The following is a 25,807-nucleotide window of genomic DNA, read 5'->3' on the forward strand; positions in this document are numbered from 1 at the left end:
TGCACTCAAACGTCTCCGCATCCCCTCAATGCGCCCCCCGCGCACTAAGGTGAGCCGGTTCAAACTTCAATTCGGACCCTCGGGTGAAAATGCAGAATTGCTTCGCACCTCAAACCAAACGTCCCAAGCCCGCACCTCACGGGCTCTCCCCCGTCAACGTCTTCTACCGTTGCCCAGCTAAGGTCAAGCCTTGACCTTTGACGCGTGCTGGTTCACTGGCTGGACATACCTCATGATCGAAGAGCCCATGTCAAAACCAACCAAACCTGCATCCACGCGTCACAAATCGTCAACCGAGGCAGTACATTCCGGACGCGATCCATCTGCCAGCTACGGCTTTGTGAATCCGCCCGTGTATCGGGGCTCCACCGTGGTCTTTCCAACGCTGGATGCTTTGACGGCGCGCGATCAGCCTTACACCTACGGTCGCCGTGGCACGCCGACAGTGTCCGCACTTCAAGAGGCTATCTGCAAGCTTGAAGGCGGGGATGCGACCTTTCTTACCGCGTCGGGGCTTCAGGCTGTCACCACCAGTCTGTTGGCTTTTGTCGAAGCCGGTGACCACGTCCTTATAACGGATAGTGTCTACCAACCCACGCGCCATTTCTGTGACACGGTTCTGGCCCGCCTGGGAGTGACAACAACCTACTACGATCCGTGCATTGGATCCGACCTTGCTGCGCTCATCACCCCGCAGACCCGCGTCGTTTTCACGGAAAGCCCAGGATCGCAAACCTTCGAGGTTCAGGACATCCCGGCAATCTCCGAAATAGCGCGCACGCACAACCTTTGGCACGTAACCGACAACACCTGGGCGAGCCCACTCTATTTCGACGCGTTGGCCCACGGTGCGGACGTATCGATACAAGCCGCAACCAAATACATCGTCGGGCATGCCGACGCGATGCTCGGTGCGATAACCACCAATACACGCGCCAAGCCTCAAGTACTGCGCATGCACGGCGCGCTTGGCGTTTGCCCCGGTTCGGAAGAAACCTACCTTGGTCTGCGCGGCTTGCGCACACTCCCCTTGCGCCTCGAACGGCACTTTCGTTCGGCTCTTGAGATCGCCTCATGGCTGGAGGCACGCCCCGAGATCGAACGCGTTCTGCATCCAGGTCTCCCGAACGATCCCGGTCACGCGATTTGGAAACGCGATTTTACCGGTGCCTCCGGCCTCTTTTCCGCGGTGCTAACCCCCGCACCTAGGGAAGCCGTGGCAGCCTTCGTTGATAGCCTCGAATTTTTCGGAATGGGGTATTCCTGGGGCGGCTATGAAAGCCTCATCCTTCCTTTCGACCCGAGATCGTATCGCACTGCTACGAAGTGGGAATATGATGGGCAGGCCCTGCGCTTCCACATTGGTCTGGAAGACGTCGACGATCTCAAAACCGATCTCGAAGCAGGCTTCGCGAGATTTAATGCGGCCCGACAGTCCTAGCTGCCCGAACAGGCCCTTCTCACAGATCATCCAACATCGTTTGCTCAACGAAGCATGCAACCGCTTGACCGGCGGATAATTACTCTAGCAATTTAGACTATTACCCCAGACAATCGGTTCGCGGCAGCCGGGCGATCCGGGCACGAGAGATGGTTTTGAGGGATAGCTCATGACGGACCTCGGCAAGCCAGCCGACCACTCCGCTGAAGCAGCAGGCCCCACATTAAAGCGGGTGATGGGGCCGTGGTTGCTCTTATTGTTCATCATTGGCGACATTCTCGGCACAGGCATATATGCCCTTACAGGACAAATTGCCGAACACGTCGGCGGCGTTGTTTGGCTCCCGTTTCTCGTTGCCTTCGCCGTCGCGCTGCTCACCGCGTTTAGCTATCTCGAACTCGTCACGAAGTATCCGCGGGCGGCCGGGGCTGCACTATACGCTCACCGCGCATTCGGCATCCACTTCGTCACGTTTATCGTAGCCTTTGCCGTCACGTGCTCCGGCATAACCTCTGCATCGACAGCATCACGTGCTTTCGCCGCCAACCTCTCGAACGCATTTGGATTAGGCCTCGATCAGGGAGCCGGTATCACGCTAGTTGGGCTGGCATTTATGCTGGCTATCGCCCTCATCAACTTCCGTGGTGTGGGTGAGAGTTTAAAGGTCAATGTTGCACTGACAGTCATAGAACTCACAGGACTGCTCATCATCATCACGATCGGCTTGTGGGCGATCGGAGCGGGCCAGGGAGATGTCTCCCGTGCCATGGAGTTCAAAACCTCCGAAGACGGCAGCTTTATTTGGCCGGTAATCGCCGCCACCACGCTGGCATTCTTCGCCATGGTCGGTTTCGAAGATTCCGTCAACATGGCCGAGGAAACCAAGGACCCGAGCCACATATTTCCCAGAATTCTGCTGATGGGATTACTCCTCACAGCAATTATCTACGTCCTCGTATCCATATCTGCGATTACGCTCGTTCCACCCGAGCAACTAAGTCAGGGCGAGACACCGCTCTTGCAGGTCGTGCAAGCGGGAGCGCCCAGCTTTCCTATCGAGATCTTCGGTCTGATCACCATGTTCGCGGTCGCCAATACCGCGTTGATCAACATGATGATGGCGAGCCGCCTCATCTACGGCATGAGCCGGGAACACGTGTTGCCTCCCGTTCTGGGAAAAGTCCACGCAGAGCGCCGAACACCCTATGTCGCCATCGCCTTCACAACGCTACTGGCCTTCGCCCTTATTACGTTTGTCGGTGAAATACCAGCACTCGGCGGAACCACAGCACTCCTGCTTCTGTGTGTATTCACCGTCGTCAACGTAGCCGTACTAATCCTCCGCAAGGAGAACGTAGACCACCGACATTTCCGGGCCCCAACGATAGTGCCCATACTTGGCATGTTGTCCTGCGGCTTCCTCATCGGGCCGTGGACCGGTCGCAACCCAGATCAATACCTCATTGCCGCCGTTCTTATTGGCATTGGCATCGCACTGTGGTTCGTAACCGTATGGATCAACCGCACAATCGGGCTGCAACCGGAAATCTTGGAACCCGACGATATCGCGGAGTTAGGTCCGCGCAACTGAACCACCGCGTTCCTCCACGTCACAGCTTAATCCCGCTGAAACGTATCAGCCGGACCTCGCAAGCCCTTTACGCGCTCTCATCACCTTTGATCACGCGTTCCATCCAATCCTCGGCCGTGATTTGTCCCTCTTTTTCAACCGCCGCAGTCTCAGCAGGACGCAACACGTCCTGGATCTCGTCGATCCGCTTCCATCCACACAGCGGGGTCTCAACGCCATCACGCGGCACATAACGCGAAGACTTCACCTTCTCGTAGCGATGCACGTAGCGTGGACAATTGGTCCAGATCTCGGAAATGGAAACGCGGACAGCCAGATCGGCTTCATTGAACATCTCCAGAAGCGGTCCGCTACGGACGAGCTCCGCCCGCCCCTGCAGACGCAAACGGTTCGGTTTGTCGAACGCAATAAACAGCATACCGATCTCTGGGTTCATGTTCAGATTGCCCATCGAATAATACATGCCGTTGCCGTCGTAGTTAGGAAAGACAACGGTCGTGGGATCAATCACCCTGACCAAACCAGGATCGCCCCCTTTGTAAGAAACGGTAGGTCGTCCGCCGTGGTCAAGCGTTGACAGGAAAAACATGTCACGGCTTTCAATGAAAGCCTTCGTCAGATCGTCCACCTCTGTCCTGGCTGCAACCAGCTCAATACGGTCGGCCAATTGGCGGCTTTGGAATTCGTCTTGAAGCGCGCGATGCTGTGGCCCGAAAAGACGGCTCATTGGCGTTCTCTCCATCGTTTCCCGTTTTTTAAATTATGAAGGCTTTGCATTGCACCCTAACGCAGCAAATGCACGATGAATATACGTCGACGAAAAACTTGTCTCGGGACAGAATTCTCAGAGGAATGGAAGCAAGTGCCACCGGAACTTGCATATCATCCCGCGAGGCTCACCAAAGCCCCTATAACGCCGGCAAGGCTCTCGCCGACGATAAATCCAGCCGCGACAACAACGATGCGCCGCTTAGACCACTCGGGATAAAGCCGCGCAATAACGGCAGCGGCTGCAGCACCCAAAAACAACGAAAACGCATTCCATGCCGGGATAACAAATGCGAGTCCAATCGCGGAAGCGCTCGGGATAACGCGTTGCCAAGTTTCTGAAGCGAAAGCCTCGGCCACAGCGAGGCCAATACCGACAATCGCCGCAATGACAATCGCTGAAATCGCGCCAGGCGGCATCGCCTCAAGGCCTTCGCCGAGAACCTCCGCAACAGCCTTCCAAGTCGCGACCGCGGGCGCTGGCCACTCTGCCGTAATAAGTTGAGCCTGTGGATCTGGGATCAACACAAGGTATGTGAGCGCGGCCACAAACGCTCCGGCCAACACTCCAAAAACTTGAGCGACAATCTGAAACGAAGGTGTCGCCCCAATGAGTTGGCCCGTACGCAGATCATGCATGAGATCGGCGCATTGCCCCGCTGCCCCACCCGTGACGTTGGCTGTCATGAGGTTCGCTGTAACATTCCCTGGAGAAATCGCGCCGAACGTGAGCTGAGTGATCTTTCCCAGCGCCCCGATCGGCGTGATGGCGGTTTCCCCCGAAACGCGTGCCGCCACAACCGCCAAAACATAACTCAGAAGGACAGCAATGACGGCCTCGAACAAGCCGATGGAAAATATTGTGCTCTGGGCCGTCACCGACAATCCCAGCACCACAACAAACGCGGCCAACAATACACGCATATTGATCGGCCGTTCCTGGACCGCGAAATCGTCCATACGTTGCGCCCGCTGCTGCAAGGCCATCCGTATCATCGAGAGGCCGAATGCGGTCAGGGACGCTGTCACCATCAACGTCGCACCAGGCCACAAAAGCCACTCAACAAGCGGAGCAAACCACACCGCATCACCATCGGCAGGTTGGACCCAGCCGTAGCTCAGAGCCAACGGGGCGAGACCTCCCCACGCAATCACCGCACCGAGAAGCATCGAAACACCGATGCGAAGCCCGGCAATGGCGCCAAACCCCACCATCAACAGCGATGGGTCAAGCGCTAGGCCGAGGTTAGACGCCGAGACAGAAATGTTCCTGCCACTCTCCGTGGTCATCGTTGCTTGTAAGCCCGGCGCCAACGGACCAACATTCAGCCGCGTAACAAGCAGCTTTAGGCTCGCGCTCAGAGCAGCAGTGAATGACAGCAATCGCAATCGGGCATGAGCTTCCTCTCCGCCCTTGTGAATCTCCCCCATCGTCTCAGCCGTAACGACACCGGAAGGAAACGGCAAACGTTCGCGCAAAAGAAGCTGATTGCGAAGCCCGGCAGCAACGACGATCCCAAGAAGGCTCACGACAATCAACCAGAAGCTAAGCACGTAAAACGAGAGCGTCTGTCCCGTGAGAAGCGCGAGGGCAGGGATAGGAGCTGCGAGACCCGCAGCAATAATCGAAGCTGCAGCCGAAGCCGCCGTCTGGTTGATGTTATTTTCGCGAAGCCCCCACGGGCGTCCAAAACCGGACCGTTCAGCAGCGGTCCAAAATGCGAAACCAATCAACCCCGCAGCGACGGACATGTTGAATGTCCAGCCGATTTTCAAACCACTATAGACATTGCACGGCGTGAGAAGCGCGCCGATCACCATGCCAGTCATCACGGCTCGGACAGTCAATTCCGGCAGATATCGTGCCTCGACCGAATTTGGTGTCGCTACAGTGACGTCGCACCTTCCGCATCTAAGCGCTCACGCGCGCCCGTTGAGCACCGCAAACTGAGTACATCAAGTATCCGACCCAACATAAACCGCTAAACTTGGGCAACTGTTGCACGCCCTCGCCAATCACACCAGTTGGCGTCCCCGATCTTCGTGCGAGACGTAAGGTCAAACGCCCACCGCGAAGAAAACGGCGCGTTAACCGCTTCAAGCAATTACCGGAATAACTTGGTTGAAGCTATGGTGACAACGCGTTGTATGAACTACATCATTAGCACGTTCGTGAACCCTCCCCCGTTTCACGAACTCATTGCCCTGACCTTTTTTGTATTTTTCGGAGTTCATAAAATGAGGACATTTATCCTTGCGGCCACCCTAGCAGCTCTGACATTCCATCCTGTCTACGCTGAAGAAGACTGCGACAAAACCTGGAACGCATATGATTTGAACTCGGACGGTTATCTGAAAGGCGACGAAGCCAGGAAATTCAGAGACGATATGAATATTAGAGGTATCACTGTCGGTGATACAAAGGACGGCAGCATCTCCGCAAACCAATACGCGAAAGCCTGCGAAAGCGACTTCTGGGAAAAAATCTCAGAAGATACCCGTTGATGAGCGGTTGCAGGATACGGGCAACGAACGCCTGTTCACTGCCTTCCCTCACAACTCATTGCGCCCTGCGCTCAGAAGCGCAGGGTTCCCCCGTTTACGTCACTGCACGAACACGGAAACTGAGCAGGTTTTGTCGGACGTCAAGATGGCGGCGCGCTTGAGCCTAGCTGCAATCCGCAGGAAACTATGAGCGTCGTATGGTGGCCAGCCCCAATCCGATACCAATAAGCGTGGCGCCGACGAGATGGAAGGAAGCAAAACGCTCTCCAAGCAGAAGGATGGCGAGGCCGCTGCCGAAGATCGGCATGAGATGCACGAAGTGCCCGGCCATATTGGCGCCTGCCAACTCCACGCCGCGGTTGAAAAATAAGTAAGACAGGAAGCCGGGAAAAACCGCTACGTACGCAACGGCGAGGGAAGCTGCCCAAACAGGCTCTACCCGTGCAACCGTCAGGTGCTCGTAAACGTAAAGTGGCAGCAGCATGGCTGCCCCAATCGCAAATGTCGCCGCGAGAAAGCTCAGCGGATGGACGGCGGGGCGCTTACGCAGCAGCGCCGAATACATCGCGTAGGCGGCGACCGCCGCAAGCACCCACACATCGCCCGAATTGAGCGACAGAGCCGCTAGCGCGCCCCAATCTCCCCTTGCCGCGATAACTGCGACGCCGCAGATCGAAATCAATACGCCCAACGCCTGCCGGACGCTGGCCCGCTCTCCGTAGAGGAGAAATACGGCGGCCAGAATGATGACGGGCATCGCCGACTGCAGAAGCAACGCGTTGACGGCCGTCGTCGTCTGCAAACCGACGTAAACCAGCGTATTAAAGGCGGCGATACCGAAACCACCGAGCAGCAGCAGGATAGGCCAGTGCTTCTTGAGCATAGGCCAGTCGCGTCGAATTTGTGGCGCGCCAACAGCGACGACAAGTATAAGCCCAAGCGTCCAACGCCAGAATGCAAGAGCAATAGGCGGCACGATGCCGGTAGTCGCCCGACCGACGATGAAATTTCCGGACCAAAAGAGCACGGCAAGGGCCAACAGAATATACGGCGAGTGCCAAACGCGAGAGATCGCGAACTTGACGACATCATAAAACTTGCGAGCAGGCGGGCCCGCAGGCTCAGGATACGACATAGCAATCAACCAAAGAATAGGAGGAGGAGCATGGTGGATTTGCGCACCCAACGTCAGGTCAGAGGCGCGTTCGAATATGCGGCGTACAGAGAGACACCCGTGCGGTAACTCGCAACGCGAGAACTCCGCGCTGAATTCTATCATCCACCTTCGTTAGCATAAATAAGGCTGACCTGTTCTGAGTTCACGGACACCAATTCTCTACGACATTTATGAGGTGTAGCGCGACGGCATAGCCCGCGCACCTGCCACAGGCCGATTGACACTCTGCAGACACAAAATCCACTGAGACCCGTGTGTAAACGCGCGCCGTTCCGCTTTAAAAGGGAACATATTCATTACTCCTCAGTTCAAGTTAGTTATATATTGGCTGCCGGTGGAGGCTAAGCCATGCCTGAACTGGTTCTGTTAGACATATTGGGAGCGTGCGCCCTGCTGATATGGGGCGTCCGAATGGTGCGGACCGGAATTTCGCGAGCGTTTGGAGCGAGGCTTCACCATTGGCTTGCCCGTAGCACGGGTAACACCGTGTTTGCGTTTGCAACAGGACTTGCCACGACCTTTGCGATGCAGAGCAGTACAGCGACTGCAATGATTGTCGCTGCCTTTGCAGGCAAGGAACTCATCACCACGGCGATGGCTCAAGCAGTAATGCTCGGCGCTAATGTAAGCACGAGCATCGCCGCAAAGATTTTAGCTTTAAATCTTCACTGGCTTGCGTCCGTACTGCTCATAATCGGGGTTACCGCCTTCCTTTCAACGGATAATTCGCGCCGCCGGGCGCTCGGACGTACTGCGATCGGTTTGGGCCTAATGTTGCTGTCCCTCCGACTACTTGCCAGCGCGACTGAGCCGATGGGTCATTCCCCGGCTCTGGCTTTGGTTATGTCACTACTTGAGCGCGCGCCCTTCCTCGCGCTCGTTCTGGGCGCAGCAATTGCTGCCATCTTCGCTTCAAGTCTCGCGACAGTGCTTGTGCTGATGTCCTTGAATGCGACTGGGGTGCTGTCTACGGACCTGGCAGCCTGGATGGTACTCGGTGCAAACGTTGGCGGCGCGTTGCCTCCCTTCCTGACATCGCTCCCTCTCGGGCCAGCGGCACAACGGGTGACACTCGGCAATCTTTTGGTGCGCGGCATGGGAGGCCTCGCAATGCTGCCGTTTATTCATCCGCTCTTGTCGTGGCTTAGCCCGATTTCCGGCTCTGCTGGCCAAGCCATCATAAATTTCCATGTCATCTTCAATTTGCTCCTCGCTGTCGTGACACTACCTCTCGTGCAGTTGATTGGCCGCGGACTCGCTTGGCTCCTCCCAGTCGATCCGACAGAGACAAGCACCGCTCGCCACCTTGATAACGCGTCACTATCGGTGCCTCCTTTGGCCCTGGCGTGCGCGGCACAAGAGGCTCTGACTGTCGCGGAGATGATCGAAGCTATGCTTCAAACTGGCCTGAAGGCCTTCAACTCAGGCGATGAGAACCGCAGAGCTGAAATGGTCAAAATGGATGATCAAATCGACCAACTACAAAATGAGATAAAGCTTTACTTGGCTCGGCTCGGTCGTGAGGAATTGACGGACGAAGAAGAACGGAAGCGCTACGAGATTTCGCTGTTCGTAATAAACATGGAGCACATCGGCGATATCGTAAGCACCAATATCGCGCACGCGATCCGCCGCAAAAACAAAAGGCGTCTCACATTGTCGGACGAAGGGCTCGACGAAATTTCAAACCTCTATGGATTGGTCATCGAGGAACTGAAGTTAGCGCGCGGTCTTCTCGTCTCCTCAGACCGTTCGATAGCGCAGAAACTTCGAGACGTTGACGTGGAGGTGAAGCAATACAGTCGCTTCTCCGAAAGCTCCCATCTCGAACGTCTACGCGAAGGCCGCACCGAAAGCGTTCGGACGAGCTCCTTGCATCTAGACCTCCTCAGAGACCTAAAGCGCATTAGCGCTCATCTGACCTCGGTCACCCACGGTCACTAAGGCGTAGTTAGGTTGCCAAAAAGGGTAGCGTCTCAGTCAACGGCTCTGCGCACGGGCATATCGGCGACCGTATGTCCGGCAAGAACCGATGACGCCAGGGCTTGTCGAAGGCGCAAGGGCTGAGTGGGTTTGTAGAGAAGTTTGTAGCCGTTTCGTTCGGCCTCTTGCTCCAGGAGTCGGCTTGAGACTCCAGACAGAATGATCGCCGGAATACGGAGACCCAGTTCATCCTCCATTTTGCGTAACAAATTCACTCCGGTGTCATCATTCTGTAGCAGGTAATCGACGATGATCGCCTGTAGTGGATCACCTGCTGCAAGGATGGCCAATGCGTCGTCCGATGTTTGAGCGGTGATGACCGTGCATCCCCAATCTTCCAACGTCGATTGGACTGCCTTGAGAGCAAGAACGTCGTCATCGACGACGAGCACCAAAGCTCCAGCCACATCAAGATGTTTATTTGCCGTCGGGTTTTGACGGGCCGGAGGCGTGCCGGCCGCGCGCGGAAGCGTGATGGAAAATCGCGTGTGCTTGTTGGGTACTGAAGCAACGTGCACGGCATGATTGAGGAGCCTGGCGGTGTGTTCCACGATAGAAAGTCCAAGGCCCAGTCCGGAGCCGAAACCAACTCCACCCCTATGGTCCGGCTTGTTGGCGCCTCGGTAGAACTCTTCGAAAATGTGCACGATCTCGGATTGAGGAATGCCTATTCCGGTATCCCAGATCTGTATCTCGACGGAATCACCTCGCGAACGACACCCGATCAGGACGCGCCCCTCTTTCGTGTTCTTGATCGCGTTGGAAAGCAAATTGCTGAGTATGCGATAAAGGAGAGCTGGATCGCTCCTCACCAGGAGCGTCGAACGGATCGATTTAAGATCTACGCCCTTTTCTGCGGCGAGCCCCTCGAATTCGCGTTGTAGACGGTCGAGCAATCGCGAGACGGGAAATTCTTCGGTCTCCGGTTTGATGACGCCAGATGCCAACTTTGAAACATCGAGAATATTTTCAAACATTTCGCAAAGCGTCTCGACGCAAGCATTGACGTTGATGACCGTCTGCTTGGCTTTGGGCGATTCAACCTGTTGCACCAAGTTCGAGACAAATAGGGTCATCGCATGCACCGGCTGGCGAAGATCATGACTCGCGGCGGCAAGAAAACGCGACTTCGACGCATTCGCCGCTTCCGCTTCCTCTTTAGCTCGAACGAGTTCAGCCTGAGCGCGCTCGCGTTCGACAAGCTCGCGCTGCAGCTGCTCGGTGCGCCTCTCCACACGCGCCTCAAGTTGTTCGTTGGTCCGGTCGCGTTCCGCCAGAGAGGCCCTCAGGTTTCCGGTTAAAAGATTTAAGATATCCCCCAACCGTCCAAGCTCATCCTGACTACGCAAATGCACGCGCGCAGTCAGATCTCCCGAGACTTGTTTCTCGGCAACAGCGATCAAATGTCGGACGGGGCGCACGACCGTCATGAACATGAAAATAAATGTGACAATGACGGAAGCGGCCGCAGCAATGGCTGCAATTGAAAGAATACTGGCACGCGCACCCCAGAACGGGCCGAAAAGCGCAAGATCGTTCGTCACGAGTTCAATACGATATGGCGCCCCCCCGGCAACAGCACGTTCTGTGTAAGCGGTATGAGCGCCCTCATCCGCGGGGAAAGCGCTGACGTCATCCGTCCACATGAAGGATTTGCCGCTTTGATATAGCGCGACAGACGTGTGGTTGGCAGGAGCGAAGGACTGCAGGAATTGCGGTGACAGTCGTTGACCTACGACAACGACACCTGTTGCCCCACTCACGCCCTGCGTGACACGGATCGCGACAAGCGCCAATCCGTCCTTATATGGCGCTATACCTGAAACCGTCTTGGGCTCTTCACTGGCCGTACCCGCTACGATCTCACGGACGATAGGCGCAAATTCATCATAGTCGCCAAAGTAACTCGGTGACTGTGCGCGGGCGAACGCACGACCGTCGAGATCGTAGAGGTTGATGATGTCGATGCTGGAATGACCGAGAAAATTCATGATCGTGTTCAGCGGGTTGTACTGATCTCCGATCAACAGGCCATTTTGCACACTTGGGTTGTTCGCCAGTAACTTCGCGACATCCAGCAGCTTGGAGCGGTTCCCTTCATAGAGTGTGCGTACGCGCCAAGTCAGCTCTGCTTTCTTCTGAGCGACGCTTGATTGATAAACCTTGTACTCCTCGTTGAGGATCAGTCCCCCCAGGGTGGCAGCGAGAAGAGTGAGCCCCGTTATGGGCGCGAGCACCTTAGCGGCAAGACCGATTGCTGGCTTGCGCCGTCTCACCGAAGCTTGGCCGGTCGGGCTTCGCAAATATGAAGCTTCCATCGGTGAATTCAGCATCTCACGCTCTACTTCTCCTCACCAATCAAGCCAGGCGCTCTTGCTACAAGCTGAACGACATCGCGGACGGGATCATAATAGGAGTCGTCCTTGACAACGTATCCCGCAGCCGGAAGCCCTCGGAAAAGTACTTCATTTGCCATGAGCAACGCGTTGCGAATCTTGTTCTGCATTGCCTCTGGCACAGTCGTGTTGGCGGCAATTCCAAGATTGGGGATCATTCCTGTCTTGGCCACGATCTTGAAGATCGGACCGTGCTTGCTGATGGCCTGCTTAAGATTGTAGTCCCACGTGGCGCCGGCATCGATGCTGCCGCTGGCAACGGCATCGGTGACTCTCGGCTGGCTGCCCAGAAAGTACACCCGGCTAAAGAAGGCCTTATAGTCGATGCCGTGGCGGATGAAGTAGGCCACCGGATAGACATATCCGCTCGTCGATTGCTTCCGGACAAACCCGAAGCGGCTGCCCCGTAAAGACTCCAGACCCGTTATGTCATCTCGATCAGAGCGCGTGATAATAAACCCTTCATATGACGGGCTCTTTTTCTGGTTTCCGAAGTCCCAACTGAGTTCAGTCACAAGCATCGCGACACGCGGGTTTCGCTGCTTAGCTAGGACAAAGGGCACTGGTGATATTGCCGCGAGATCAATGGATTCATTGGCCAGAAGCTCAATGGTCTCGCCATAGCCAGCAGCACCGACGATCACGAATTCAGCACCTACCCTTTGCCCAAGCCATTCAAGCAATGGCTTGTAAAGCACACGAATATCGTCGTTGGACTGACCATGCTGCCATGGTGTAACGCCGAATCGATAATGAGGCAGACCAGAGATATCGCCGGCGCAAACCACATCGATCTGCGCAAACAGAAGCAGTATCCCGAAAAAATGCTTCAGTTTGCGTATCCAGCCACGTGGAATACGACCAAACGGAACACCTTCAGCGACATCGCCTCTTTGCATGGGCCTACGCCCCATCACCAGTTTTCAAAATAGGAGCGTGCATAACTCATTTGCTTTCCGATCCATGCGGAGCCGCGTTGAGTTGATGAGCGACCAGGGCGGCCTGCGTTCTGTTTTCCGTCCCAAGACATTTCAATATAGCCGCGACGTGCAGCTTTACGGTTCCCTCGGTCATCCCGAGCGAACGAGCAATGAGCTTATTGGATTTTCCGGTTCCGATCTCGGCCAACACATCTCGCTGTCTGCTGGTGAGCAGCGCAATACGAGCGTCTTCTGAATCGGGCTTAATCGCTGGAGGATCGGATTGGTTGGTTGGGCGTCCGTCATTGCGCGGCTGAATGCAGACCCGTCCTGTCAGGATGAGCCTGATGGCGCTAAGCATCTCATCCTTCTTCATCGATTTTGGGATGTAACCGTAACACCCTGCCTTCATCGCGCGCTCGGCATCCACTCGCGAGTCGGACCCGGAAATAACGATGACAGGGGTAGTTGGACGGCAAACGTGGAGCTTCTCGACGACCGAATGCCAATCACCGCTCCCCATGTACAGGTCGAGCAAAATCAGATCGAGATCAACGTTGATGGTCGAGACACAGTCGATCACTTCGTCGAACGTTTCGGCCTGAAAAATACGGATATTCGGTCCAAGGCCATCCAATATAGAGGCAAGGGCCTCACGATAGAGAGGATGATCGTCGGCAACGAGGATGTTCATGGCGTAGAGCCCCTGGAATCTGCACAGGCAGCGATGTACTCCAGAAGATAAGAGATCATATCGGACACGTGCGCCCCCGCAATGCGGGCCTTAGTGCGCGCCAAGCTTAAGCCTGCGCACGCACCATTGCACACAAAAAGCATGTTGCATTGCAAGACGCCTCCGGAACGGCGAAAGAAGACGATGACCTCTGGGATGCTAGCCAAAAGACATATGCCTTTTGGTTAGGCGAACGTCTTAGACCCCTGCCATTCGAGATAGGCCGCACTATCTCGCATGCCGGTTAGACACCCCCCGCACCGAACTGAAAACATGCAGACGGCAACCACGTCACTGCGCACGTGTTGCTCAATGACGCTGCGCAGTCCTCAAGCAAGCAAGGACAATTCGGCCGAGTTCCAAGCGCCAGCAAAAGGGCGGGAAATAACACTCAGTCCGCTATGCGCTGACGCCAACAATCAAAATAGCGCGCTCGCAAAAACCGTCGCAAGCAACGCATGTCGGGAGGAAAGTGCTCAATGAAATTTACCGATATTCTTCTGGGTTTAGGCGCAAGTGCTTTGTTACTTTGCACGACCGGAACCACCAAAGCCTATGCTACTGAAACTGCTGGCGAGGCTCCGCCAAAGCTAATCGTTTTCATGGCGGTCGACGGATTTCCGCAGGAGCAGCTCGTCAAATATTACGATCAATACGGCAAGGACGGTTTTCGGCTGCTTCTCGACAAGGGCGCGTGGTACGGCAACAACCACTATAGCCACGCCACCACCTATACCGGCGTGGGGCACGCGACGCTGTTGTCGTGTGCGCACCCCTACAAGCACGGCGTAATTGGGAATGATTGGATTGACCGAAAGACACGGGAGCGGGTCTATTCGACACAAGATAACCGCTACAAATACCTGGACGAAGAAACGTCCAAGCACGCAGGAACATCTCCGTTCAACATCAAAGTGACGGCAGTCGGTGACGAACTGAAATACGCAAATAGCCAATCGAAAGTGATCGCAATCGCAGGCAAGGACCGCAGCGCGATTGGCCTCGCCGGTCAAAACGGCACGGCATACATGCACAGCACAAAAACCGGCCGCTTCATCACCTCAAATTACTATATGCCGGATTATCCAGAGTGGTGGAAAGCCTATTACAAGGATAAGCCGCAGGACAAATACTTCGGCCAGCAGTGGACACTCCTGTTGCCGGAAGAAGCCTACGCAAGGTCAGCTCCCGATGACCGGCCATGGTCGACGAATTACAAAGGGCTCGGCACGAAGTTTCCCCATCCGATCAGCGGCGGAGCGAACGAACCCAGCAAGAGCTACTACGACGCGATGATCTGGTCGCCATACGGTGACAACCTCATGCTGGATTTCGCCAAGGCCGCGATCAAGGGAGAGAACCTCGGCAACAACCCCGCCGGCGTTCCTGATTTGCTCGCATTGAGCTGGACCAGCCACGACTATGCCAACCACCTGTTCGGTCCGGAGAGCCGGCAGTCACACGATCAGACCGTTCGTCTAGATCGCGTCTTCGCCGAGCTATTCGAATTCCTTGACCAGGAAGTGGGTCTAGACAACGTGATTATCACGCTGTCCGCAGACCACGGCTTCATGAACATTCCGGAATTCAGCGCAAGTAGGAATCTCGATGCTGGTCGCATCGATCCAGAGAAGTTGATCGAAGCCACCAACACTGCGCTCTCCGAGAAGTATGGAGAGGGCAAGTACATCATGACCTGGTGGAATCCGAACCTCTACCTCGACTACGACCTGGTCGACAGCAAGAACCTTGACCGCGAGGCTGTCGAGAATACGGCACAGAGATTTCTGCGCAGCTATCCAGGCGTGGAGGCTGTATTCACCCGCACGCAACTCGAAGAAGGTCGTATGCCGAACACGAAACTTGCCAAGCAAGTGACGCTCGCTTGGCACCAGCAGATCAGCGGCGACATCGTCATCATGAACAAGCCCAACTGGTATTTGTTCGCCAAGCCTACGGCCTACGCTTCAACCCACGGATCGCCCTGGTCCTACGACACCAACGTGCCGCTCGTCATGTACGGCCCGAAATGGATAAAGGCTGGAAAGTACGGCGACTCGGAAACCGTTGATCTGGCGCGTACGCTGGCCTTCATCCTCAACGTTCGCCCGCCAAATGGCTGCGAAGGACGCGTGCTGTCAGAAGCGTTGCAGTAGGCAATCCTGTGCCAGATACAGCGCAAACCCGCGTGCTGGACCTCTCTCAAAACGGAGGTCCAGCACCGATCGTTGAGATGTCTGGGCTCAAGATAAGTTACCGGACAGGTGGGATGTCGTTCACGGTTCTTGATATCGATGAGCTGGCTCTGCCTGCAGGCCTCTCGATCGGGTTGTCCGGTCCCTCCGGCTGCGGAAAGAGCACGCTGCTAAATCTGTGTGCCGGCCTTCTTAGACCCACTGTCGGCAGCATCCGCGTGGATGGAGAGGAACTGACGGGGCTAGGGCAAGGCGCGCTGGATAGATTCCGGGCCAAAAAAATTGGTTACGTTTTCCAAGGCTTCAATCTCATTCCTGCGTTGAGTGCTCTTGGAAACGTTGAACTTCCGATGCGACTTTCGGGCTCGATGCCCGCCTCGCTCCGCCGCGCACGAGCACAAGAGCTTCTGGATCGCGTGGGACTTGGCACTAAGGCCCGACAAAAGCCGAATCAGCTTTCGTTCGGACAAATGCAGCGGGTCGGGATTGCGCGTGCCATTGCCGGGCATCCTCGTCTGCTGCTTGCAGACGAACCAACAGCCAGCCTTGAGCCGGGACTAGGATTAAGCATCGTGCGGTTGTTGATCGCGGTTGCCAAAGAAAACAGCGCAACCTTGGTGGTCGCCACCCATGATCCCGCGGTGCTGACGGAACTCGATCACACGCTCACAATGTCAGCCATCAACAGAGCCATGGAGGTGAGTTCATGACCTCTGTCTGGTTGGCGTTGAGCTACCTGCGTGCCCGCCCTTTGCTCAACGGGCTTACGGCGCTGGCCGTTGCTCTCGGCATCTCGATTGTCGTCGCCACCACCACGCTGTCCAAAGCCGCACGGCAAAGCGCGAGCGAAACAGCGGGAGGATATCAGTTATTGCTTGCCGCGAAAGGGAGCCAGATACAGGCTGTCCTATCGACGCTGTTCTTTGCCGAAGCCCCAACAGGCAACATCCCCATTGAGATCTATGAACAGGTGCACGCCGATCAAGGCGTAACGCTCGCTGTTCCGTTCAACTTCGGAGACAGCTTCAAAAGCCATTTGATCGTCGGAACGACACCCGATTATCTCCATCTTATCAGACGAAACCGGCGCAGTTCTCAACAAACCCTCCTAAAAGGCAGATGGCCGGAACACGCGTTTGAAGCCTCCCTTGGAGCGGCCGTCGCGCGAGCGACCGGGCTCACAATAGGCGACACGTTCACAGCCGCGCACGGTTTCGTCGAATTGCCGGAAGATCTCTCCGACCATCACAAAGCGCAACCTTATACCGTGGTGGGCCTTCTCGAAGAAACACGCGCACCGACAGATCGTGCGATTTTCACAACGCTAGATACCAGTTGGCGAATTCACGGCCAGTTTCACGACGCGTCGTCAGACGCACACGATCATGAAGGCCGTCAGATTACAGCCGTGCTCATCGAAGGCCGCGGGTATGCCGACGTGGCGCGCCTCAATGCTCTCATGGCACAGCGCATGGATGTACAGCCGATCTTTCCGGGGCGCACAGCGACCCAAGTGCTCGGCTACCTGCAACGAGGACAATCGCTCGTCACATCCATCGCATGGCTCGCAGCGCTCATAGCTTGCCTCGGTATTATGATCTCTCTCTTTGCTGCAGCGGTCGAACGACGCCGACAGATCGCCACGTTGCGGGCCATTGGAGCTTCGCGCGCAACTGTGTTGGGCGTCATGGCCATTGAGGGACTATTCATCGCCGGCCTTGGCGCCGTCATCGGTGTCGCATTCGGTCGGTTAATGGCCGTCGCCATAGCGTGGCAACTGGAACAATCCAACGGCTACCTGTTGACCATTGGCCAAGCCGGCTTGGCAGAGATCTCGGCTATCGCTGTCGCTATGGCACTCGGATTGCTCGCCGGATTCATCCCAGCGCTTTTGGCCTTGCGCGAGGACGTCGCCAAAGGCCTCGCAGCCATGACATGAGGCACTATGAAAAACCAAATCATCGTATTTTTCGTATCTGCCCTAATGATGGGAGCGACCATGACGAGCAAATCATCGGCTGCGATGACACGTGTTAAATTTACCGACTTTTTCGTCGGCGAGACGTATCAGGTCGGCCCGGGGATGAAGCCTGAGTTTAACCTCTCCGAATCCATCCAGGCTCTTCACGGCAATACAGTTGAAATTCTCGGATTCATGGACGGCATCCTTCCGCGTGATGGCATGCATTTCATGCTGATCCGTGAGCCGACCGCTCTCTGTCCCTTTCACACGTCGAGCTTTGACTGGGCTGCTTTCATGCCCGTCTTTCTCTCAAACTCGACCGAATACATTGACGGTCCAATTCGCATCGTAGGCCGCCTCGACGTGGGACAAAAGACGGACGAAATGGGGCTCGTCAGCTATGTCCGCATCTACGATGCGTCCATTGCCCGCGCGCAATAAATCGACCTCTGAGATCCTTATCGTGCTCAAGACAATTCGCTCTCACATCGAGATTGCATTCCCAGGCACTCGGCGAACGCCACGGTTCGAGCTCGGCGATTCCGATGCATTTTTCTCATCGGCCAACGTGGCCCCCTTCATCAGGCGGTGATCAAGAGCAAATCGTTCGATTTTTTTAAAAGAACCAGGGCTGATTCTCCTTGTGGAGCGCTTCGAATGCTCGAATCTCGTCCGCGTGTTCGAGCGTTACGCCCACCGGATCCAGGCCTTTGATCAGCATCTCCTTCCGCGTAGCATCGATGTCGAACATAATCTCCTCGCTGGTGGCATCGAGAAAGATCGTTTGCTGTGCGAGATCGATGGTGAACGTGTTCCGCTCGGGATTGCTTGCATAGTGAGCGAGCATTGCAACGGTTTCCGGAGGTAGGACAATCGTCAGGAGGCCATTGTTTTTGCAATTGTCATTAAAAATGCCAGCGAACGTTGTTCCGATAAGCGCTCGGATGCCAAGCTGCGACAATCCCCACACAGCATGCTCGCGGCTCGAGCCGCACCCGAAGTTAGGCCCCACAACAAGGAACCGGCATCCTTCGTAGCCGGGCTTGTTCAGAACAAAATCCGGGTTTGGTTTGCCGTCCGCGAAGCGAAGCAAATTGAACGCACCGACATCGAGCCCTTCGCGATCCACCCCCTTCAAGAACGTCTTCGGCATGATAATATCGGTGTCGATGTTTGGCGCCAAAAGCGGAGCTGCTGGCCCCGTTACAGTGTGAAAGGGCTCCATAGTTTATGCTCCGCTTCTGAATTTTCGAACGTCGGTGATGTGCCCCTCGACGGCAGCGGCAGCGACCATCGCGGGGCTCATCAGGTGCGTCCTCGCGCCGGCCCCCTGACGTCCTTCGAAATTACGATTTGTGGAAGAGGCACAGCGGTCGCCGGGTTTCAGCACGTCGTCGTTCATGGCAAGACACATCGAACATCCCGATTGTCGCCATTCAAACCCGGCATCGATAAACTTCTGAGAAATTCCCTCAGTTTCCGCCTGAGTACGGACCTGGGTCGAACCCGGCACGACAATCGCACGCACGTTCTGAGCCACCTTCCGCCCATCTAGAACTTGGGCCGCATCACGCAAATCCTCGATCCTCGAGTTGGTACAAGAGCCAATGAAGGCGTGACTTATGGGAATGGAAGCGATCGGAGTTCCTGGCATCAGGCCCATGTATTCGAGCGCGCGCAAATCCGCCTTACGTCTCGTCACATCGATCTGCGTTTCCGGGTGCGGTACGACATCCGTTATGGTTGCGGCCTGATCAGGGCTCGTGCCCCACGTCACCATGGGGGCAACGTCAGCAGCGTCGATTTTCAGCTCCCGATCGAACCGCGCATCTGCATCGGACTTCAGCAGATGCCAACTCTCGACTGCGGATTCCCACATCGCTCCTCGCGGCGCTCTGGGACGCCCGCGGATGTACGCGATGACCTTTTCATCAGGGGCCATCACAGCGCCACGCGCTCCTGCTTCAACGATCATGGTACAGACCGTCATCCGGGCCTCAACGCTCATCGCGTAAAGGGTATCGCCAGCAAATTCCACGGCGTAGCCCGTCGCTCCATCTGCACCGATGCGCCGGATGACCTCCATAACGATATCTTTGCTGGTAATGCCGACCGCCGGGGGACCAGTCACCGACACGCGCATGGTCTTTAGACGACGATAGACGAGGGTCTGGGTCGCCAGATAATGCTCAATGTCGGAGGTGCCGATGCCGAATGCAACCGCGCCGAGCGCGCCGTAGGTAGTAGTATGACTGTCTCCGGCGGCGACCACCATGCCGGGCATGACAAGCCCCTGTTCGGGGGCGACGACATGCTCGATCCCTTGCCGTTTATCCAGAATGTCGAATAGCTCGATGCCGAAGTCTCGGGCATTCTCAGCAAAGTATTCCACCTGTCGCTGCCCCCCGGCATCCGGCATACGATCTGTGCGATGGGCAGCCGTTGAATTAACGTGGTCGACGACCATCAAAGCGGCCTTGGGATTCCATACTTTGCGGCCGGCTTTCCGCAGACCGGTGAAAGCCTGAGGACTGGTGTATTCGTTGAGAATCGTTCGGTCGACGTAGAGCAGAATGAGCCCCTTATCATCGAGCGTTCTCACTGTATGCGCATCGATGATCTTGTCGTAGAGCGTTCGTGGTGTCTTCATGGCCGCCTCGATTGTAGATCCGGATGTCAGGCGTTTTCCCCCTGGATCGCGTCGATCACCGCCGCCGTAACGTCTGCGGTCCGGGCCTTACCGCCGAGGTCTGGGGTGTGGAAACGCTCGTCCGCCGTTACGCGTTCAACGGCTTTCATCAGGCGGTTCGCGGCATCGTTCTCGCCGAGATGTTCGCACATCATGACCGCCGTCCAGAAAGTCCCAATAGGGTTGGCAACACCTTTACCCGTGATGTCGAACGCCGATCCATGGATGGGCTCGAACATGGAAGGGAAGTTCCGTTCGGGATTTAGGTTCGCCGTCGGCGCAATGCCGAGCGAGCCGGCAAGTGCGGCGGCAAGATCCGACAGGATGTCGGCGTGTAGGTTGGTCGCCACGATCGTGTCGAGTGATTCTGGCTGCATCACCATGCGCACGGTCATCGCGTCGACCAGCATCTTGTCCCAAGTAACGCCCGGAAACTCCTTGGCGACCTCAGCGGCAATCTCGTCCCACATGACCATAGCGTGGCGCTGCGCGTTGGACTTTGTAACGACGGTGAGATGTTTCGCTGGACGTGATTGTGCCAGCTTGAAACCGAAACGGATGATCCGCTCCACCCCAGGGCGCGTAAACATCGCGACATCCGTCGCCGCTTCCAGCGGCGAACCTTGATGCACCCGGCCGCCGACACCAGCATATTCGCCCTCTGAGTTCTCGCGGATGATGACCCAGTCGAGCTCCTTCTCAGTGACGCCGCGGAGCGGAGATTTGATCCCCGGCAGAATGCGGGTAGGGCGCACGTTGGCGTACTGGTCGAAGGGTTGGCAGATGTTGAGTCTCAAGCCCCACAGCGTGATGTGGTCGGGAATCTCTGGGTGACCGGCCGACCCGAAAAGGATCGCGTCATGGTCACGGATCTGGTCTCGGCCATCCTCCGGCATCATGCGACCGGTCTTCTTATAGAGCTCTCCACCCCAGTCGAAATGGTCGAAAGAGAACTCAAAATTGCCGTCGCGCATTGCCAGCGCATTAAGGACTTCGATTCCCGCCGAGACGACTTCTGTCCCGATGCCATCGCCTGGAATCGCAGCAATTTTGTACGTGCGCATTTTCTTCTCCGATACTGATCTTGCAGATTTGTCGATAGAGCCTCGCCTCAGAACAGCACGTCCTTGGGAAGCCGGATCAGAAGCACCTCCGACATCAGCAGGTAAAATCCCGCGACAATGCCACAGGCCACGATCAGGTATGCAAGCCAGCGCAAGACGCCGATCCTGTCGTGATTTGAGATGAAGGTAACGACTACGAATCCGACGAGGCTTGCCACGATGAAGCCGATCTGGTCGATGGCGACAGCCCACGCGGCCAGTGCGAGGGTCACCGCAACGCGCCGCCACGTCGATGGTTTCGAGGCGACCGGTCGATCATCCGGCAGACCGTCAGCTGGCGCAGCGGGTCGCAGCAAGTTCACTGCGATGAGAACCAAACAGAAGGCGATCATTGCTGCGGAAATGGTGGTCGGAAACACCGAGCCCAGGGGGCTCATGTCAGCCGTGCCCATGATTGCCAGGACACCGATGACGATGAGCAATCCAGCAATCGTCATGCCCGGATAATCGCGGTATTTTAGAGGCTTGACTGGACGTGCGTCTTCTTCCGCTGATCTCGGGAGGTCAATCTCCATGGCTTTCTTCGGCATGATATGGTCCGCGATCAGCGGATAGAACAAGGTAAGGGCTGCCGCTACGATCAACGCAATGCTGATGGGCCTGCCGAAGAACATGCCGAAGACATTCTCAGACGCACTGCCAATGAGATAACTTTGTACGAATCCCTGCTCTGCAATCTTTCCGAGAATCAAGCCCAACACGATCGGTGACGCGGCGAAGCCGAAGCGTTCCAGCACCCAGGCGATCACGCCAAGCACAATCATCATGTAGGTGTCGCTGATATCGCTATGGATCGCGAAGCTGCCGATGATGACAAGAAACGCGATCGTCGGAGTGAGCAGAGCCTTGGGAATAGAGATGATGGAACGATAGGCATAACGCCCGATCAAAAGACCGACCGGCAGCATCAGAAGCGTCGCAATCAATAGTCCGAAGATGAACGTGTAAACGGTCCCAGCCTGATCATTGAAAAGCGTCGGGCCGATCTTGATGCCTTGAACGAGAAGCGCTCCGAGAATGATCGCATCAGGAGGTGTACCGGGAATACCCAGCACCAGCGTGGGGATGAAGCCGCCGCCGACGGTGGCGTTGTTGGCGGATTCCGTCGCAATGATCCCTCCCGGATGCCCTGTCCCGTATTCCGAAGATTGTTTCGAACTGCGGCGCGCTTCGGTATATGCGACGAGTCCAGCAATTGACCCTCCGGCGCCTGGCAGAATTCCAATGACGGTTCCGATGACAGAACTACGGATCAGGTTGAACTTCTCCCGGAGCGTAGTTCGGAACGCTTCTCCCAAGCGAATTCCGCCATCACCATCCGAAACCTTCAAATGCGGATCACGCGTTGCCACCAAGTCGATGATCACCGGAATACAGAACAGCCCGATCAAACCGGAAGTAATGTCGATCCCACCGAGGAGGATCTGGGTATCCAGCGTGTAGCGCACATCGCCGCCAACGACCGCGACACCGATCATGGACATCAGAAGGCCGATACTCGCGCCGATCAATCCCTTGATCGTATTTCCGACCGAAAGCACCGAGATCAGCGTGAGCCCGAATACGGCAAGCCAGAAGTATTCCGGCGGGCCAAACTTGAGAGCGACTTGGGCGAGTGGCGGAGCCAGGAGCAGTAAACTCAGCGCCCCGACGATGCCGCCGGCAACGGAGGCGATAGTCGCGATGCTTATGGCAAGCCCACCGTCGCCGCGCTTGGCCATTGGATAACCATCAAAGGTCGTGGCGATCGCCGACGGCGTACCCGGCGTGTTGACGAGGATCGCGGCGAACGCGCCCCCATAGATCGCCCCTGTGTAGATGGCGCCAAGAGCAATCAGTGCGCTCGCCGGATTCATCGTGAAGGTGAAAGGCACAAGGACGGCCACCGCCATGGTTGCCGACAGCCCCGGCAAAGCGCCGACGACTGTTCCCAGAATTACCCCGCCCAGCGCCAGAAGGAGATTGAACGGCGTAAGCGAATCGATGAGGTACCCCAGGAGTTCCATGGCGGTGGCGTCCTTCCCTCTCGGTGCTTGAAGTGCGGATTACTTCTTCTTCAAACCGAGCAGTTCGGCCGCTTTGGCATATTCTGCCTTCTTGCCTTCGACGAACGCCCCGACCTTGTCGTAAGTGACATCGGTCAGAACAAATCCGCCGGCTTCCATTTTCTCGCGAAATTCCGGATCAGCATTGATTGCCGCGACGAGATCGGACACCTTTTTTCGGATCTCGTCGGATGCCCCTTTGGGCACCGAGACGCCACGGTAGGCTCCACCAACGAGGTCATAGCCCAGTTCCTTGAACGTCGGCACGTCGGGGAAAGCCGGCATGCGTTCTTCGGAAGCGACCGCAAGCATCCGGATGGCATCACCTTGCTTGATACCCGACGGTGCATAGTTGAAGCCTGCCAACGTCTGGCTTCCAACGAGCGCGGTGATGGCCGGCCCAGTGCCACTGAAGGGAATATAGGTCGTCTTTACTCCGGCCAGTTCGTTGAATTGCGCGGCCGCGAGGTGGTTTGCGGAGTTAGACCCGGAACCTGCGAATGTTACGACGCCGGGGTTAGCCTTCGCGAATTCGACGAGGTCCTTGAGCGTTTTGAACTTGCTGTCCTTCGGAACGAAAATCGCGTTTGGCGTGTAGTGGAAATAATGAACCGGCGTCAGGTCGTCGGTCTTGTAGCCGACATCCTTGATCATGGGCTGCAACACCGTATGTGGCAGGTTGATGCCCATGATCGTATGGCCGTCGGATTCCATGCCGTTCAGCTTCGACCAGGCCTGCGCACCTCCCGCACCCGCCATATATTGGATCACCACCGGCTTGCCGGCATGCTTTTCCCAAACAGATTGCTGAAAACGCGCCGAAATATCGGACTCGCCGCCAGCATTGAACGGAATGATGTAGTCGATCGGCTTGCTCGGAAAGTCCGCAGCCAGCACCGAACCGACGCCTAGGGTTGCGAAGGCAATCGCCGTAGCAATCGCTCTTGTTGGAGTTTTCATGGGGTTCCTCCTTGAAGACATGATTGACCGTTCGGCCGAGCAGCTGTCCGGTTCCGTGAGACCGACTCCAAGTGCTGGCACAGTTCAGCCGCGGTACGGCCGGACATGATCATCTGAATCGGATCTTGTTGGCCTCCAGAACGTCCTGAAGTGACCTTCGCCAAGTCCGACGTTTCCTCCGACTTTTACGGGTCTCTGCCGGCGTACATCGCCGATCCCTCGCCCGTTGTCCGCGCCCTGATGCGCGCGATGCGATTAACAATAATGCAGCCTAAAAAGATGATAATTTCATTCGGTTCACTTGATTATGAACCTGGAGTTACGAATGACGGCCGAGACCGACCTAGCCTTTTTCATTCTCCTCGCGCGCAAGGGCAGCTTCGCTGCGGCGGCGCTGGAACTCGGCGTCTCGCCGCCTGCGGTCAGCAAGCGGCTCGCTAAACTGGAAGACCGGCTTGGCGTCCGTCTTCTCAATCGCACCACGCGGCGCGTCAGTATGACGGGCGAAGGCGAAGCCTATTACGAGCGTGCGATCCAGATTCTTCGAGACATCGATGATCTGAACGAGTCGTTGACCGACGCGAGCGCGACCCCGAAAGGCCTGCTGCGCATCAACGCGACGTTCGGATTCGGACGTGAGCACGTTGCCACGATCGTCTCGGAATTCTCGAAGTGCCACCCGCTCGTGGAAATACAGCTCGTCCTCAGCGATGCGCCATTCAATCTCGTGGAGGAACGGTTTGATCTCGGAATACGCTTCGGAAGTCAGCCAAATTCGCGTTTGATTGCGCGCAAGCTCCAGTGCAATCGGCGGCTGATGTGCGCTGCGCCGAGTTATCTCGAACAGCACGGTGCACCTCAGCGCCTCGAGGACCTTGAGCACCACAACTGCATTGTTCTGCGACAGGACAACGAAACCTACGACCTTTGGAAATTACAGCGAAACGACCGTTTAGCGACCATCAAGGTAAGAGGAGCGCTCAGCAGCAATGACGGCGAGATCGCGTTGAAGTGGGTGCTCGATGGGCATGGAGTGATGCTGCGGTCGGAGTGGGACATCTTGCGCCACGTGGAGGCGGATCGGCTTCGGCTTGTGCTGCCTCGCTACTCCCAACCAGACGCTGACATCTACGCCGTTTATCCGGCGCGTCACAATCTCTCCGCTAAAGTCCGAGCGTTCGTAAATTTTCTTGCTGATCGACTAAAGCAACGTTTTGGCGAACTGCCAGCAGCATGAATCTTAAATGTGCTGAGGATCAACCGCGCAACGAACAAAGCTCCCGACCTCTGGCTCTTCTAGTCAAATTGCCCTACGAT

At 56.3% G+C, this 25,807-nt stretch carries 20 protein-coding genes; 9 read left to right on the top strand and 11 right to left on the bottom strand.

Annotated elements, in window-relative coordinates:
- The first annotated feature begins 247 nt into the window (after window positions 1–247).
- Window positions 248–1,441: a cystathionine beta-lyase gene (gene metC, locus YBN1229_RS16065; RefSeq protein WP_046480294.1), complete on the top strand. Its 1,194-nt coding sequence runs from the start codon at window positions 248–250 to the stop codon at window positions 1,439–1,441.
- 169 nt (window positions 1,442–1,610) lie between these two features.
- Entirely contained in the window at window positions 1,611–3,032 is a 1,422-nt protein-coding gene (locus YBN1229_RS16070; protein WP_046478332.1) for an APC family permease, read from the top strand.
- A gap of 67 nt (window positions 3,033–3,099) precedes the next feature.
- On the opposite strand, the gene YBN1229_RS16075 is transcribed toward YBN1229_RS16070, so the two are convergent.
- Complete coding sequence (locus tag YBN1229_RS16075) at window positions 3,100–3,759, bottom strand: pyridoxamine 5'-phosphate oxidase family protein (protein ID WP_046478331.1); 660 nt, start codon at window positions 3,757–3,759, stop codon at window positions 3,100–3,102.
- Window positions 3,760–3,914: 155 nt separating this feature from the next.
- Complete coding sequence (locus tag YBN1229_RS16080) at window positions 3,915–5,648, bottom strand: OPT family oligopeptide transporter (protein WP_210165788.1); 1,734 nt, start codon at window positions 5,646–5,648, stop codon at window positions 3,915–3,917.
- Window positions 5,649–6,038: 390 nt separating this feature from the next.
- On the opposite strand from YBN1229_RS16080, the gene YBN1229_RS16085 reads away from it, so the two are divergent.
- Entirely contained in the window at window positions 6,039–6,305 is a 267-nt protein-coding gene (locus YBN1229_RS16085) for a hypothetical protein (protein WP_152024988.1), read from the top strand.
- 184 nt (window positions 6,306–6,489) lie between these two features.
- Here the strand turns inward: YBN1229_RS16085 and YBN1229_RS16090 are convergent, their stop codons facing one another.
- Complete coding sequence (locus YBN1229_RS16090) at window positions 6,490–7,584, bottom strand: DMT family transporter (RefSeq protein ID WP_197540858.1); 1,095 nt, start codon at window positions 7,582–7,584, stop codon at window positions 6,490–6,492.
- A gap of 246 nt (window positions 7,585–7,830) precedes the next feature.
- Between YBN1229_RS16090 and YBN1229_RS16095 the strand changes: the two genes are divergently transcribed.
- Window positions 7,831–9,426 carry a Na/Pi cotransporter family protein gene (locus YBN1229_RS16095; RefSeq protein WP_046478328.1) on the top strand — a complete coding sequence of 532 codons (1,596 nt, stop codon included), beginning with the start codon at window positions 7,831–7,833 and terminating at the stop codon, window positions 9,424–9,426.
- A gap of 32 nt (window positions 9,427–9,458) precedes the next feature.
- On the opposite strand, the gene YBN1229_RS16100 is transcribed toward YBN1229_RS16095, so the two are convergent.
- Genes YBN1229_RS16100 through YBN1229_RS16110 form a run of 3 tightly spaced genes read right to left on the bottom strand, consistent with a single transcriptional unit; the run spans window position 9,459 to window position 13,475 of the window.
- Window positions 9,459–11,798 carry an ATP-binding protein gene (locus tag YBN1229_RS16100; protein WP_052744014.1) on the bottom strand — a complete coding sequence of 780 codons (2,340 nt, stop codon included), beginning with the start codon at window positions 11,796–11,798 and terminating at the stop codon, window positions 9,459–9,461.
- 8 nt (window positions 11,799–11,806) lie between these two features.
- Window positions 11,807–12,760, bottom strand: coding sequence for a phosphate/phosphite/phosphonate ABC transporter substrate-binding protein (locus YBN1229_RS16105; RefSeq protein WP_046478327.1), 954 nt, complete (start codon window positions 12,758–12,760; stop codon window positions 11,807–11,809).
- A 46-nt stretch (window positions 12,761–12,806) separates the two neighbouring features.
- The gene (locus YBN1229_RS16110) at window positions 12,807–13,475 is read right to left on the bottom strand and encodes a response regulator (RefSeq protein ID WP_046478326.1); all 669 of its coding nucleotides are present in this window, start codon (window positions 13,473–13,475) and stop codon (window positions 12,807–12,809) included.
- 518 nt (window positions 13,476–13,993) lie between these two features.
- On the opposite strand from YBN1229_RS16110, the gene YBN1229_RS16115 reads away from it, so the two are divergent.
- The 4 genes from YBN1229_RS16115 to YBN1229_RS16130 all read left to right on the top strand — a co-directional run bounded on the left by YBN1229_RS16115 (window position 13,994) and on the right by YBN1229_RS16130 (window position 18,113).
- Window positions 13,994–15,670, top strand: a complete 1,677-nt coding sequence (locus tag YBN1229_RS16115) for an alkaline phosphatase family protein (RefSeq protein WP_052744015.1) — start codon at window positions 13,994–13,996, stop codon at window positions 15,668–15,670.
- Between the two features lie 113 nt (window positions 15,671–15,783).
- Entirely contained in the window at window positions 15,784–16,419 is a 636-nt protein-coding gene (locus YBN1229_RS16120) for an ABC transporter ATP-binding protein (protein WP_160298724.1), read from the top strand.
- Window positions 16,416–17,648 (top strand): ABC transporter permease, encoded by a 1,233-nt coding sequence (locus tag YBN1229_RS16125; RefSeq protein WP_046478325.1) that lies wholly within the window; start codon window positions 16,416–16,418, stop codon window positions 17,646–17,648. Before YBN1229_RS16120 ends, YBN1229_RS16125 begins: the two co-directional genes overlap by 4 nt.
- A gap of 60 nt (window positions 17,649–17,708) precedes the next feature.
- Window positions 17,709–18,113: a hypothetical protein gene (locus YBN1229_RS16130; protein ID WP_139165366.1), complete on the top strand. Its 405-nt coding sequence runs from the start codon at window positions 17,709–17,711 to the stop codon at window positions 18,111–18,113.
- 175 nt (window positions 18,114–18,288) lie between these two features.
- Here YBN1229_RS16130 and leuD read toward each other — a convergent pair whose 3' ends face one another.
- From leuD to YBN1229_RS16155, 5 genes are read right to left on the bottom strand one after another with little or no spacing between them, the layout of a single operon-like run.
- Entirely contained in the window at window positions 18,289–18,897 is a 609-nt protein-coding gene (leuD, locus tag YBN1229_RS16135) for a 3-isopropylmalate dehydratase small subunit (protein WP_046478324.1), read from the bottom strand.
- 3 nt (window positions 18,898–18,900) lie between these two features.
- Complete coding sequence (leuC, locus tag YBN1229_RS16140; protein ID WP_046478323.1) at window positions 18,901–20,322, bottom strand: 3-isopropylmalate dehydratase large subunit; 1,422 nt, start codon at window positions 20,320–20,322, stop codon at window positions 18,901–18,903.
- A 26-nt stretch (window positions 20,323–20,348) separates the two neighbouring features.
- Window positions 20,349–21,425 carry a tartrate dehydrogenase gene (locus YBN1229_RS16145; protein ID WP_046478322.1) on the bottom strand — a complete coding sequence of 359 codons (1,077 nt, stop codon included), beginning with the start codon at window positions 21,423–21,425 and terminating at the stop codon, window positions 20,349–20,351.
- Between the two features lie 47 nt (window positions 21,426–21,472).
- Window positions 21,473–23,491: a tripartite tricarboxylate transporter permease gene (locus YBN1229_RS16150; RefSeq protein ID WP_046478321.1), complete on the bottom strand. Its 2,019-nt coding sequence runs from the start codon at window positions 23,489–23,491 to the stop codon at window positions 21,473–21,475.
- 39 nt (window positions 23,492–23,530) lie between these two features.
- Window positions 23,531–24,490 carry a tripartite tricarboxylate transporter substrate binding protein gene (locus YBN1229_RS16155; RefSeq protein ID WP_046478320.1) on the bottom strand — a complete coding sequence of 320 codons (960 nt, stop codon included), beginning with the start codon at window positions 24,488–24,490 and terminating at the stop codon, window positions 23,531–23,533.
- A 325-nt stretch (window positions 24,491–24,815) separates the two neighbouring features.
- Here YBN1229_RS16155 and YBN1229_RS16160 point away from each other — a divergent pair, with 325 nt between their 5' ends.
- The gene (locus tag YBN1229_RS16160) at window positions 24,816–25,727 is read left to right on the top strand and encodes a LysR family transcriptional regulator (RefSeq protein ID WP_046478319.1); all 912 of its coding nucleotides are present in this window, start codon (window positions 24,816–24,818) and stop codon (window positions 25,725–25,727) included.
- Window positions 25,728–25,807 lie beyond the last annotated feature (80 nt).

Origin of the sequence: Candidatus Filomicrobium marinum (assembly GCF_000981545.1) — a bacterium.
GTDB lineage: Bacteria > Pseudomonadota > Alphaproteobacteria > Rhizobiales > Hyphomicrobiaceae > Filomicrobium > Filomicrobium insigne.